The organism is Acidovorax sp. LjRoot194, assembly GCF_964253015.1.
Classification (GTDB): domain Bacteria; phylum Pseudomonadota; class Gammaproteobacteria; order Burkholderiales; family Burkholderiaceae_C; genus Acidovorax.
The window spans coordinates 2,284,891-2,297,617 of record NZ_CAXUQB020000001.1 but is presented as its reverse complement, the minus strand read 5'-3'; the positions used below and the strand labels follow the sequence as shown (position 1 = coordinate 2,297,617).

Sequence of the window (12,727 nt, the reverse complement as noted above, 5' to 3'; positions counted from 1 at the left end):
CTCGCACGGCCTCGGCCCGCATCCGCATCCTCATCCGCATTCGCACGCGGGCCTTCCGCAGGCCTCGCACCATTGAACAACCGTTTCCAGGAGCCCCATGCCCATCACCGTGCAATCCCTGGACCATCTGGTCCTGACCGTCGCCAGCATCCCGGCGACCATTGCGTTCTACGAACGCGTCCTGGGCATGGCCACGCGCGAGTTCAAGCCCGGGCGCCACGCGCTGCACTTCGGCGACCAGAAGATCAATCTGCACGAAGTGGGCACGGTGGTGGACCCCAATGTGCGCCACGCCACGGCAGGCTCGGGCGACCTTTGCTTCATCACCCTTACGCCCATCGAGGATGTACTGGCACACCTGCAGGCGCAGGGCATCGCGGTGGTACAGGGGCCGGTGGGTGCCACGGGGGCGCGCCAACGGCTTCGCTCGGTCTACATCTACGACCCGGACGAGAATCTGATCGAGATCGCCAACGAGGTCTGAAGGCGCAGCGGGGAGACGCTCGGCAGTGGCAGCGGCCCTTCTTCACCAGCAGGCCGGATATCCCGTGCGTCGGAGACGCGGATCAGAACTCCGCAAACACCGCCGCCCGCAGCAGCGCGGCCGCGGGGGCCACCAGCTCCTGCAGTTCGCCGGCGCGCCCTTGCTCGATGGACTGCAGCACCATTTCGTTGATGCCGCCCACCACCGCCATCGCCATGGTGGGCTGCAGCGGCGTCTTGCGCAGGCGCTCGCCGGTGCGGTTGTTCACCACGTCCAGCATCAGGTCGGCCAGTTGCTGGTTGGCGCGCCGCCGCGCGGCCAGGCCCGGTGCGCCCAGGCCCAGGATCTCGATGAACAGCGTGCGCAGCAGCACCGGGTTGCGCATCAGCACGCCGAAGTACGCGCCCATGGCCTGCTCCACCTGCGCCTGCCAGTCACTGTGCGGGTCGATGGCGGCACGCAGCACGCCGATCGCATTGCCGCTGGCCAGCTCGTACAGCGCGATCAGGCACTCGGCCTTGTCGGCAAAGTGTTCATAAAAGGTGCGGCGCGACACGCTGGCCTCGCGCACGATGTCGGCGATGGTGGTGTCGGCGTAGCCCTTGGATGCGACCGCGCGGGCCATGCCTTCGAGCAGGCGGGCGCGGGGTTCCGGGGCGGGGGTGGCGAGCGGGGCGGAGGCCGGGGCGTCAAGGGGCGTCATGCGTGCTGCGGCGGCAGAAGTCCTGAAAGCGGAAATGGGGGGCGGCATGGACCGGTACTTGACAGTACCACACCCGGAAGGCATGATGCGAACCGCTGGTACACATCAGTACCACACCGCCTCGCCGGGATATCCAGGGAGTATTGTCCATGACCGAGCTTGTTGTCCGCCGCCTGCTGATCGATCTTGAAACGCCGTTTGCGCGCCACTGGTGCGGCGGCGACGCGTTCCGCTCGGCCTTCTTCAATGCGCTGTCGATGAGCTTTCCGGTGGGCGAGCAGTTCTTCATCGACTCGGTGAAGGGCGGCCACAAGGCGCTGCCGCCGGACCAGCAGGCCCGCTTTGCCGACGAGGTGCGCGGCTTCATCGGCCAGGAAGCCACCCACCGCCGCATCCATGCGCTGTTCAACGGCCACCTTGAAAAGCAGGGCTTCGTCAACGCATGGGCCCCGCGCGCGCAAGAGCGCATGAAACTCTTTGAAGGCGCCGACCCGCGCCACCCGCTGGCCGTCACCGCCGCCAACGAGCACTTCACCGCGCTGCTGGCCGAATGGCTGCTGGCCCACCCCGAGACGCTGGAGGGCGCAGAGCCCCGCCTGGCCACCATGTGGCAGTGGCACTGCGCCGAAGAGTCCGAGCACCGCAACACGGCGTTCGACCTGTACCAGGCGCTGGGCGGCAACCACGACTGGCGCATCACCTGGTTTCGCCGCATCACCGTGGTGTTCCTGGCCGATGCGCTGCGCCAGACCGTGGCCAACCTGCGCCAGGACGGCACGCTGTGGAAGTGGAGCACCTGGGCCGGCGCGGCACGCACGCTGCTGGGCCGCGGCGGCCTGGTGCGCGAGACCTGGAAGCCCTGGCGCGCCTACCTGCGGCGCGACTTCCACCCCAGCCAGCACGGCAGCGACCTCTCGGTGCGCTGGCTGGCCGAGCACAGCGATGCCCTCACCCCCGTGGGTGCCCGCTGACACCGCCCTGCCCTGCGCACCGCCCTTTTGACCCGCAAGCCCTGTGCTGCTACAACTCCACCCACCTGCCTGGCAATGCACCACCGGCCATCCCCCTTCCACGCCGGGCCTGACCCCCAAGAGCTGACACCATGACCCTTAACCGACCGCACCGGCGCACGCGCCGGACAGGCGAAGCTTTGCTGTGCCTGATCGCCACCGCCCCGCTGGCGCTCACCGCGCTGCCCGCGCAGGCCGAGCCCATGGCCTTCGACACCGCGCTGCAGCAACTGGGCCAGCGCTCCGACCAGCTCGCTGCATCCAAGAACGCCGTCGAAAGCGCGCAGTTGCGCCGCGATGCGATGCAGCGCCTGGGCGGCCCGGTGGTGAACCTGACAGGCGCAGCCTATGCCTACAACGCCAACCTGGACGTGGACCTGAACCCGCTCAACCGCGTGTTGCCCGGCGTGTTGTCGCAGTTGCCGCCGCAGTTGGCCGCACCACTGGCCCAACTGCCGCACCTGCCATCGAGCTACACGCTCAACCGCCACAAGACCGACACCACATCGTCTGTCTCGGCCGTGTGGCCCATCTACATGGGTGGTGCCAGCAACGCGGCGCGCGGCCTGCTGGATGCGATGACGCACGAGGCCGAAGCAGACGCCGCCAAGACGGGCCATGAGGCAACCACGCTGCTGGTGCAGCGCTACTTCGGCACCCAGCTGGCCGAGCGCGCCGCCGTGCTGCGCGAGGCGGCCCTGGTCACCATCGAGCAGCACGATGCAGCCGCCCAGAAGATGCTTCATGCTGGCGTGATCGCCCGCGTCGAGCGCCTGCAGGCCCGCTCTGCGCTGGAAGAAGCCCGCCGCAACGCCCGCAAGGCGCGCGACGATGCCGAGCTGGCCGCCACCGCACTCACCCGCACCCTCAAGGCGACCGAGCGCGTCACGCCCACCAGCCCGCTGTTCGTGCTGAGCGAGCCGCTGCCGCCCCTGGCCCAGTTCACCGACACCGCGCTTGCACGTCACCCGGGCTTGTCCAAGGTCGCCGCCAAGAAGGAGCAGGCCACGCAGCTGCGCGCCGCACAAGAGGCGCTGCGCAAGCCCCAGGTGTTTGCCTTCGGCCAACGGCAGCTCAAGACCGGCAAGGAGGCCGATTGGGTGGCGGGCGTGGGCGTGCGCTGGACGCTGTGGGACTCCATCGACCGCAACGCGCTGGCCGAATCCTCCAACCGCCAGATCGAACAGGCCGAGCGCACCGGCGCACAGGCGCAGAACGACATCGCCCTGCTGGTGGAAAAGCGCTGGCTGGGCGTGGAACAGGCCCGCAGGCAGTTTCTGGCCATGGCCCCCAGCCTGGAGCTGGCCGACGAAGTGCTGCGCCTGCGCACCTCGGGCCTGAAAGCCGGCACCAGCACCACGCTCGATCTGATCGACGCACAGGTCAACCAGGCCAAGGCCCAGACCGAACGCGCCCAGGCCGCCCACGACTACGTGAAGGCCCTGGCCGACCTGCTGGAGAGCTGCGGCCTGTCGGAAGACTTTGGCAAATACATGGCGCGCGCCGACGCCCTGAAAGTAGAGTGAGCCCACCCATGAGCAACCACACGAACACCCCTTCCGAGCCGACCGACACCGGCGCCCGCAGCCCCGCCGGCGCGCCCCCCACCGCCAGCACGGCCAGCTCCGCCACCAATGCGACAAAGGCCCCCGCGGCCCACACGGCCCACACGTCCGGCCCCACCCACAACAAAAGCAACGGCAAGAAGGCCTCGGTGATCGGCACGGTCGCCGTGGTGGCTGTGGCGGGCTTCGTGGGCTTCGGCCTGTGGAAGGCCTCGCAGCCCGCGCCCGAGGTCTTTCAGGGCCAGATGGAAGCGCAGGAGGCCGACATCGCCCCCAAGGTCACCGCGCGCATTGCACAGATCCTGGTGAAGGAAGGCGACCAGATCGCCGTGGGCGCGCCGCTGATCCGCATGGACAGCCCCGAGGTGCAGGCCAAGCTGGCCCAGGCCACCGCCGCGCAAGAGGCCGCCCAGGCCGTGGCCGACAAGGCCCAGCACGGCGCCCGCCCGCAGGAGGTGGAGATGGCCCGTCTGAACTGGCAGCGCGCCGTAGCCGCTGCCGAGCTGGCCGAGTCGTCCTTCAAACGCGTGGACGGCCTGGCACGCGAGGGCCTGGTGGCTGCGCAAAAGCGCGACGAGGCCGAGGCCAACTTCAAGGCATCGCGCGACCAGGCGCTGGCCGCCAAGGCGCAGTACGACCTGGCCCGCGCCGGCGCCCGCCCCGAAGACCGCTCGGCCGCCAGCGCCCAGGCGCGCCAGGTGGCCGGCGTGGTGGCCGAGGTGCAGGCCGCGCAGGCCGAGACCGAACTCAAGAGCCCCGTGGCCGGCGAAGTGGCCAAGGTGCTTGCGCGCACCGGCGAGCTGTCGCCCCAGGGCGTGGCCGTGGTCACGGTGGTGGACCTGAAGGACCAGTGGGTGGTGCTGAACGTGCGCGAGGACCGCCTGCAGCGCTTTGCCATCGGCCAGGAATTCGACGCCACACTGCCAGCCTTGAGCGGCAAAGACGGCAAAGACGGCAAGGACGGCAGCAAGACCGTGAAGTTCAAGGTCTACCACACCGCCGCCCTGCCCGACTTCGCCACCTGGCGCGCCACGCGTGCGGGCCAGGGGTTTGATGTGCGCACGTTCGAAGTGCGCGCCCGGCCTGCCGCCCCCATCGAAGGCGCGCGCCCCGGCATGACGGTGCTGGTGCAGTGACGGGCGTGGTGGCTTCGATGTGCTTCCTCAGCCCCCTGTGGCTGCGCTGCGCCATTCGGCACGTGAGGGCCGCAAGACTGCGCAGCACTGGCGCCCTGGCTTCGACGGGCTCAGCCCGAACGGGCGGGGGCGGGGTGCGGCTTTGCGCATCGGCTCGTCGGACTCCGATGGGGACTCGGGCTCGGACTCAGACTCGAGCCCTGCCCAGCAGCGGGAATTCAATCAAAAAGTGCCTCTACCGCTTGTCTAGCAAGCGCGAGCAGCTATGAATTCGATAGTAAACAGCTTTCGCCGCGAAGCCCGCCGCCTCTGGGCCGACCCTTGGGACCTGGCCATGGTCACCTGGGTGCCGCTGCTGGGCGTGGCGCTGCTGTGGTGGATCTTTTCAGCCGGGCTGCCGCGCCACCTGGCCGTGGGCGTGGTCGACGAGGACCACTCCAGCCTGTCGCGCCAACTGGTGCGCATGCTGGACGCCACGCCGGGCGTGCAGATCACCCAGCACTACACCAACGGGGCCGAGGCCGAGCGCGGGCTGCGCAGCATCGACGTGTATGCCGTGGTGATCATTCCCCGCGACTTTGCACGCACCGTGAAGGAAGGCCGCGCTGCGCAGGTCACGCTGCTGCACAACGCGCAGATGGGCACGCACTCGGGCCTGCTGCAGCGCGACGTGCGCACGGCGGTGGGCACGCTGTCGGCCGGCATCGAGATGGCCGCGCGCAACAAGCGCGGCGAACCGGCCCGGGCCGTGCGGGTGAGCATGGAGCCCATCCACACGCAGATGGTCGCGCTGTTCAATGTGTCCAGCAACTACGAGCAGTTTCTGGGCGCGGCGCTCATCCCCGCGCTGCTGCACATCCTGGCCATGACGGCCGGCGCCTGGGCCGTGGGCCGCGAGCTGCGCGACCGCAGCGTGGGGGAATGGCTGGGCAGGGGTCCATTCTTCAGCACCGCAGGCGCGTTGATCGGCAAGCTGGCGCTGCCCTGGGCTTTGCTCACGCTGGTGGGACTGCTCGCGCTGGTGGGCATCACCTGGGGCCGGGGCTGGCACCCGCCGGGCAGCCTGTGGTGGGTGGCAGGCGCGCTGGCGCTGCTGATGGCCGTGTCGCTCGCTGCGGGCGCGGCATTGGCGGCGGTCAGCCGCTCGCTGCGCACGGCGCTGTCGGGCGCGGGTTTCTTTGCCGCACCGGCCTTCGCTTTCAGCGGCGTGGCGTTTCCACTGGCCGGCATGCCTGCCAGCGCCCGCGCCTGGGCCGAGGCAATGCCGTTCACACACTACATCCGCCTGCAGATCGAGCAGTTGCAGATGGGCGCGCCGCTGGCCACCAGCGTGTCGACCGTGGTGGCGCTGCTGGTGGCCGCGTTGGTGTTGTGGCTGGTGGGCACGGCGGGGTTGCACCGCGCAGTGCAGCGGCCCGAGACGTGGGGAGGTCGGTGAGATGAAGTGCGGCGACGGGCATGCGGCTGCAACCCCCTCTCCCCCGCCCTCTCCCGCGGGGGGAGAGGGAGCAATGCCTGTGCACCTCGCCAGCGGCTGCCACGCCCACAGAGCCCCTCCCCCCTCGCGGGGGAGGGGTTGGGGAGAGGGGGCCTTAGCAAGTGGCAGAGTGCCCGCAACCACCTCCCCCTCTCCCCAGCCCTCTCCCGCAAGGGGAGAGAGAGCTATACCCGCGCGCCCTACACATCGCCGGCGGCACAGCGCCGCCGCCTCCATCTGACATGACAGCCCTGCCCCCACCACCCACCGCACCCCGCAACCTGCTGCACGCCTGGCTGCTGGCCCTGGCCACCGTGGCCCGCGACAAGGGCGTGCTGCTGCTGTTGATCGGCGCGCCCGTGCTCTACGGTTTCTTCTACCCCTGGTTCTACGCCGACGAGGTGCTCACCCGCGTGCCCGTGGCCGTGGTGGACATGGACCGCAGCAGCCTGTCGCGCCAGATCACGCGGTTTGCCGATGCCGACCCGCGCATCGAGGTGCGCCTGGTCACCGGCAGCGAGCGTGAGGCGCAGGAGGCCCTGTGGCGCGGCGAGATCGAAGGCTATGCCGTCATCCCCGCGGGCCTCAAGCGCAGCGTGGTGCGCGGCGAGAGCGCCGTGGTCAGCATCGAGGCCAATGGCGCATATGCGCTGCTCAACAAGGCCGTGCAGTACGGCTTTGCCGAGGCCGTGGGCACCGTCTCCGCGGGGGTCGAGATCCGCAAGCTGCAGGCCGGCGGCCAGAGCGCGCAGCAGGCCCGCGCCAGCCGCGCGCCGGTGCAGTTGCAGCTGGTGGCGCTGTTCAACCCCACCGAGGGCTACGGCAGCTTCGTGGTGCCCGCCGTGGCGCTGCTCATTCTGCAGCAGACGCTGCTCATGGGCGCGGCCCTGCTGGCCGGCACCTGGGTGGAGGCCGGGCAGCACCGCGCCGATGCCACCACCTGGCTGGGGCGCCTGCTGGCGCTGTGCACGCTGGGCTGGGCCAGCGGGCTGTTCTACTTTGGCTGGATCTTCGTGCTGCACGACTACCCGCGCGGCGGCAACCCGCTGGGCGCGCTGGCCCTGCTGGCCTGCTACGTGCCCGCCATCGCGGCGCTGGGCGCGCTGCTGGGGCTGTGGTTCGGCAACCGCGAACGCGCGCTGCAGGTGCTGCTGTTCACCACCCTGCCCATCGCCTTTGTCGCTGGCTTCTCCTGGCCTGTGGAGGCGCTGCCCGGGCCGCTGCAGTGGCTGCGCTGGCTGCTGCCCAGCTCCTCGGGCGTGCAGGCGTCGCTGCGGCTCAACCAGCTGGGCGCGCCGCTGTCAGCAGCCCTGCCCTACCTGTGTGCGCTGGTGGCGCTGTGTGCGGTGTGCACGGCCGGGGTGCTGTACCGGGCGCGGCCCGTGGCAGGCGAACGCCTGCCGTGATGCCGTGATGCCGTGATGCCGTGATGCCGTGATGCCGTGATGCCGTGATGCCGGCAGCCTGCACCGAACCGCCCATCGCCGTTCACGCTGAGCCTGTCGAAGCGCTGCGCAAGGCTTCGACAGGCTCAGCCCGAACGGCGGCCGCGGCTCACAACCTCATCGCTCCCCCGCCGCACGCAGATCACGTTGCAGGGGTCGCGCCGCGCCGCCGCAGCACCACCATGCCGAACAGCGTCGCCATCACATACATGCTGACCGAGTAAATGGCCGCCGGCAGCGCGAGCTGAAAGTTCTCCAGCACCGACAGCGCGATGAAGATGGCGAGCGTGGAGTTGTGGATGCCGATCTCAAAGCTGATGGCCGTGGCCATGGACTTGGCAAGCCCCGCCGCACGCGCCAGGTAGTAGCCCGATGCGAGGCTGATGGCGTTGAACAGCAGCACTGCCGGGCCGATGCCTGCGAAGGACTCCACCAGCGCCGTCCATTCCTTGGCGATGGCGATCAGCGCGAACGCGGCCAGCACCACGGCGCTGAAGATCTTCATCGGCTTTTCCATGCGGGCGCTGAAGGCCGGTGCGCGCCGGTGCACCCACATCCCCAGCACCACCGGCACCAGCACGATGACGATCACCTCCACCACCTTGCCGAACTGCAGCGGCACCACCTGCCCCGTGTGCGCAAAGGTGCCGATGGCCCAGTTGGTGATGAGCGGCAGGCTCACGATGGACAGCACGGTGTTGATGGCCGTGAGCGAGATGTTCATCGCCACGTTGCCACCGAACAAATGGCTGAACAAATTGGCCGACACGCCGCCGGGCGATGCGGCCAGCAGCATCAGCCCCACGGCGTACAGCGGCGCCACGCCCAGCAGCACGATGAGCGCGTAGCACGCCGCGGGCAGCACCAGCACCTGCAGCACCAGGGCCAGCAGCACCGCGCGCGGGTGCTGCGCCAGCCGCGCGAAGTCCCCCACCGTGAGCGACAACCCCAGGCCGAACATGACAAGGCCCAGCGCGATGAACAGCAGCGTGGGCAAGATGGCAACGAAACTCATGGGCGCACGCGGCCAGCGGGGGCCGCGCTCCGTTCAATGCGGGTACGAACGGCAGCGCCCACGGCACCTGGACAGGCGCCGTGGGCAGGATGCCGCTATCCCGACGACAAGGAGAAGAAAGACGAAAAGGAAGACAAAGCAGGAAGCGCGCGCAGCGAGCCAGCGGCGTGCGTTATGCCGCGGCCTGCCCCGTGCGCAGGCGCACCGGACCGCTGCGCGCTTCGATGGCGGCCTGCACGTCCTTGCGCAGGCCCAGCGCAAAGGCCCACTCGGCCACCACGAAGAGCGGCCCCACCAGCAGGCCCATCAGGTCGTCCACGAACGCGGGCTTGCGGCCCTCGTAGTAGTGGCCCACGAACTGGATCACCCAGCCCACCGCGAAGAGGCCGATGCCTGCACCCAGCCACACGGCCAGGCTCTGCACGGCCAGCCATTGCGCCACGGCCAGCATGGCCGCCAAAATCGCGGCCATGGTCAGGCCGAAACGCGTGTCCAGCCGCATGTAGAAAATGCTGGCGGCCAGCGCGCACAGCAGCGCCGGCGTCAGCGGCAGATCGCCCACCATCCACGCGGGGCGCGACAGCAACACCACCACCGCGAACATGATCATCGGCACGCCCACAAAATGGGTGTGGATGTTGCGCGGGTCGCGGTGGTAGTCGGCGTACTGGGCCAGGTGATCGATCAGGGTTTTCATGGGTGTCTCCGGCTATTGTTTTGAGCAGCATCGATACTCGCGCCGCGGCCCCGCCAGCGTCTGTCGTGCACACGACAAAAAAGGCACACTGGCACCGGCTTATCCCCGCCCTCCCTCAACCCACCTTCACCCCACACCGCGCCGCATTCAGGCCCCATCCAGCCCGCATGACCGACCCTGCCGCCTACCTGCCCATCCTTGCGTCCGGCCGCTGGTTTGCGCACCTGCCGCCCGACTTTGCCCAGCCCCTGATCGACATGGCGCACCTGCGCCAGCTGAACGCGGGCGAGGTGCTGTTCCTGCGCGGCGATGCGCCCTGCGGGCTGTATGCGGTGGTGCGCGGGGCCATCAGTATCTCGGGCACGGGCGGGCGGGCGAACGAGGCGCGCTCGGCGCTGCTCACGCGGCTGGAGCCGCCGCACTGGTTTGGCGAGATCTCGGTGTTCGACGGCTCGGCCCGCACGCACGACGCGCATGCCACCGAGGCCAGCACGCTGGTGCAGGTGCCGCACGAGCGGCTCCAGGCCTGGCTGCAGGCGCACCCTGTGCACTGGCATGCGCTGGCGCTGCTGCTGACCGACAAGCTGCGCACCGCCTTCGTCGCCATCGAAGAGCTGGCCCTGCTGCCCGCGCCGCAGCGCCTGGCGCGCCGCCTGGTGATGATGGCCGAGGGCTACGGCCAGTGGACGGCCGAGGGCCAGTCGCGCCGCGTGCTGTCCATCTCGCAGGAGCAGCTGTCGTTGATGCTGGCCATCTCGCGCCAGACCACCAACCAGATCCTCAAGGACCTGGAGCAGCGCCACCTGGTGCGCGTGCAGCGCGGCGAGGTCGAGATCCTGGACCTGGCCGCATTGCGCGCGTCCTGCCACTGAATTCGCTCTCATATCCATAGCGCACTGCGCCTGCTGGCAGGGCGGCAGCAGCGCTTTGCACACAAATACTAAGCACACATTCCATTTCCGGGCAAAATGGCGGCCATGCAACTGAACTACATTGCCAACGCCTCCGTGGCGTCCGCCTCGGGCCGCACCATTCCCGTGATCGATCCGTCGGACGGCCAGCCCTTCGACGAGATCCAGCGCAGCAACGCCGAAGACATCGACGCGGCGGTGCATGCGGCGCGCCAGTGCTACAACGCGGTGTGGCACAAGGTGGCCCCCGTGGAGCGCGGCCGGCTGCTGCAAAAGCTCTCGGCCAAGATCCTGGAGCATGCCGACGAGCTCACAGCGCTGGAGCAGCGCGACTGCGGCAAGCCCACCAAGCAGGCGCGGGCCGATGCGATCGCGCTGGCGCGCTACTTCGAGTTCTATGCCGGCGCCTGCGACAAGTTCCACGGCGAGACCATCCCCTACCCCGACGGCTACAGCGTGCTCACCTGGCGCGAGCCCCACGGCGTGACGGGCCACGTCATCCCCTGGAACTACCCCATGCAGATCTTCGGCCGCAGCGTGGGCGGCGCCCTGGCGGCGGGCAACGTGTGCTTGGTCAAGCCGGCCGAAGACGCCTGCCTGTCGCTGATCCGCGTGGCGCAACTGGCGGCCGAGGTGGGCTTTCCGTCCGGCGCGCTGAACATCGTCACCGGCTACGGCCACGAGGTGGGCGACGCACTGGCGCGCCACCCCGGCATCGACCACATCAGCTTCACCGGCAGCCCCAAGATCGGCACGCTGATCCAGCAGGTGGCTGCAGAGCGCCACTGCCCCGTGACGCTGGAGCTGGGCGGCAAGAGCCCGCAGATCATCTTTGCGGACGCCGACCTCGACGCCGCCATTCCCGTGGTCATCAACGCCATCGTGCAGAACTCCGGCCAGACCTGCTCGGCCGGCTCGCGCGTGCTGATCGATTCGCTGATCTACGAGCCCCTGCTCGAGCGCCTGGGCAAGGCGTTTGACAAGCTGCGCGTGGGCCCCGCCGCCATGGACCTGGACCTGGGCCCGCTGATCCGCCAGACACAGCAGCAGCGCGTGTGGGACTTCCTGTCGGACGCACAGGTGGCCGGCATCCCCATGGTGGGCCAGGGCATCGTGGTGCCCGACGCTCCCGACACCGGCTACTACCAGGCCCCCGTGCTGCTGCGCGACGTGCCGGTGAACCACCGCCTGGCGCAGGAAGAAGTCTTCGGCCCCGTGCTGTCGGCCATGGCCTTCCAGGACGAAGACCACGCGGTAGAGCTGGCCAACGCGACTGAATTCGGCCTGGTGGCCGGCATCTGGACCCGCGACGGCGCCCGCCAGTTCCGCATGGCCAAGCGCGTGCACAGCGGCCAGGTTTTCATCAACAACTACGGCGCCGCAGGCGGTGTGGAGCTGCCGTTCGGCGGCGTCAAGTCGAGCGGCTACGGCCGCGAGAAGGGCTTCGAGGCGCTGTACGGCTTCACCACGCTCAAAACCGTGGCCATCAAGTACGGCTGATCGCTGCGCGGCCGGCCCTTCCGCCCTCGGCCTGTCGCGTTCGCGCGCGACGGCGCGGCCCGCCGGCCCTAACCTGTGCTTCTTCTTGTTGTCGACGCCCCAAACCACATGCCGCTGAGCCCCCCTGCACCCCGCACCTTGAAGCACGTCCGCCGGGTGAACTACCAGGGCTTCGAGCGTGAAGACGGCCTGTGGGATATCGAAGGCGAGCTGCACGACAGCAAGGCCTACGACGCACCCTCCTTCCGCGACCCCACCGGCACGCGCCGGGCCGGCGAGCCCATCCACCACATGTGGCTGCGCGTGACGGTGAACCGCCAGCTCGTGGTGCAGGCCATCGACGTCGCCATGGACGCGCACCCGCTCAAGGACTGCACCGCCGCCCAGCCCGCACTGCAGCGCATGGTCGGCTGCAGCATGGCGCGCGGCTGGCGCCAGTCCATCCAGAAGCACCTGGGCGGCGTGGAAAGCTGCACGCACCTGCGCGAGTTGCTGTTCAACCTGGCGACCGCGGCGTTCCAGTCGGTGCCCGCCGTGTTCGCATCGGCCCAGCCCGACGAGCCGCCACGCCACCTGGGGCAGTGCACGGGCTGGGACTTCAACGGCGACGGCGTGAAGGAGTACTTTCCGCAGTTCTACCGGCGCGCGCCCCAGGTCGCAGGCGCGGTGCAGGCTGCGCTACAGGCCGCACTCGACGCCGACCGCGCTCCCGAGACGGCCACTGCGACGGTGCCACCCGCGTGACCCCCTGCTATCGCATTCAAAAATGCCGCTACCGCTTTCT

12 protein-coding genes are annotated in these 12,727 nt (G+C 69.4%); 9 read left to right on the top strand and 3 right to left on the bottom strand.

Features of this window, described 5'->3' with window-relative positions; translation table 11 throughout:
• The first annotated feature begins 97 nt into the window (after window positions 1-97).
• Window positions 98-484, top strand: coding sequence for a VOC family protein (locus ACSQ3N_RS10355; protein WP_436146185.1), 387 nt, complete (start codon window positions 98-100; stop codon window positions 482-484).
• 82 nt (window positions 485-566) lie between these two features.
• On the opposite strand, the gene ACSQ3N_RS10350 is transcribed toward ACSQ3N_RS10355, so the two are convergent.
• Complete coding sequence (locus ACSQ3N_RS10350; RefSeq protein WP_436146184.1) at window positions 567-1,187, bottom strand: TetR/AcrR family transcriptional regulator; 621 nt, start codon at window positions 1,185-1,187, stop codon at window positions 567-569.
• Window positions 1,188-1,336: 149 nt separating this feature from the next.
• Here ACSQ3N_RS10350 and ACSQ3N_RS10345 point away from each other — a divergent pair, with 149 nt between their 5' ends.
• From ACSQ3N_RS10345 to ACSQ3N_RS10325, 5 genes are all read left to right on the top strand, one after another.
• Entirely contained in the window at window positions 1,337-2,158 is an 822-nt protein-coding gene (locus tag ACSQ3N_RS10345; protein ID WP_436146183.1) for a metal-dependent hydrolase, read from the top strand.
• A 131-nt stretch (window positions 2,159-2,289) separates the two neighbouring features.
• Window positions 2,290-3,723 (top strand): TolC family protein, encoded by a 1,434-nt coding sequence (locus ACSQ3N_RS10340; protein WP_436146182.1) that lies wholly within the window; start codon window positions 2,290-2,292, stop codon window positions 3,721-3,723.
• An 8-nt stretch (window positions 3,724-3,731) separates the two neighbouring features.
• A complete protein-coding gene (locus ACSQ3N_RS10335; protein WP_436146181.1) occupies window positions 3,732-4,898 on the top strand; it encodes an HlyD family secretion protein in 1,167 nt (388 codons plus the stop codon).
• A 265-nt stretch (window positions 4,899-5,163) separates the two neighbouring features.
• The gene (locus tag ACSQ3N_RS10330) at window positions 5,164-6,336 is read left to right on the top strand and encodes an ABC transporter permease (RefSeq protein WP_056167961.1); all 1,173 of its coding nucleotides are present in this window, start codon (window positions 5,164-5,166) and stop codon (window positions 6,334-6,336) included.
• A gap of 281 nt (window positions 6,337-6,617) precedes the next feature.
• A complete protein-coding gene (locus ACSQ3N_RS10325; protein ID WP_056167959.1) occupies window positions 6,618-7,781 on the top strand; it encodes an ABC transporter permease in 1,164 nt (387 codons plus the stop codon).
• Window positions 7,782-7,962: 181 nt separating this feature from the next.
• On the opposite strand, the gene ACSQ3N_RS10320 is transcribed toward ACSQ3N_RS10325, so the two are convergent.
• Together ACSQ3N_RS10320 and ACSQ3N_RS10315 are read right to left on the bottom strand one after the other, a co-directional pair.
• Window positions 7,963-8,835, bottom strand: coding sequence for a bile acid:sodium symporter family protein (locus ACSQ3N_RS10320; protein ID WP_056167956.1), 873 nt, complete (start codon window positions 8,833-8,835; stop codon window positions 7,963-7,965).
• Between the two features lie 172 nt (window positions 8,836-9,007).
• On the bottom strand, window positions 9,008-9,532 hold the full coding sequence (locus ACSQ3N_RS10315) for a DUF962 domain-containing protein (RefSeq protein ID WP_056167953.1): 525 nt from the start codon (window positions 9,530-9,532) through the stop codon (window positions 9,008-9,010).
• Between the two features lie 167 nt (window positions 9,533-9,699).
• On the opposite strand from ACSQ3N_RS10315, the gene ACSQ3N_RS10310 reads away from it, so the two are divergent.
• The 3 genes from ACSQ3N_RS10310 (at window position 9,700) to ACSQ3N_RS10300 (ending at window position 12,687) form a co-directional block, all read left to right on the top strand.
• Window positions 9,700-10,404, top strand: coding sequence for a Crp/Fnr family transcriptional regulator (locus tag ACSQ3N_RS10310; RefSeq protein ID WP_056167951.1), 705 nt, complete (start codon window positions 9,700-9,702; stop codon window positions 10,402-10,404).
• Between the two features lie 105 nt (window positions 10,405-10,509).
• A complete protein-coding gene (locus ACSQ3N_RS10305) occupies window positions 10,510-11,943 on the top strand; it encodes an aldehyde dehydrogenase family protein (protein WP_056169177.1) in 1,434 nt (477 codons plus the stop codon).
• A gap of 108 nt (window positions 11,944-12,051) precedes the next feature.
• On the top strand, window positions 12,052-12,687 hold the full coding sequence (locus ACSQ3N_RS10300) for a DUF2889 domain-containing protein (RefSeq protein WP_436146180.1): 636 nt from the start codon (window positions 12,052-12,054) through the stop codon (window positions 12,685-12,687).
• Window positions 12,688-12,727: the final 40 nt, after the last annotated feature.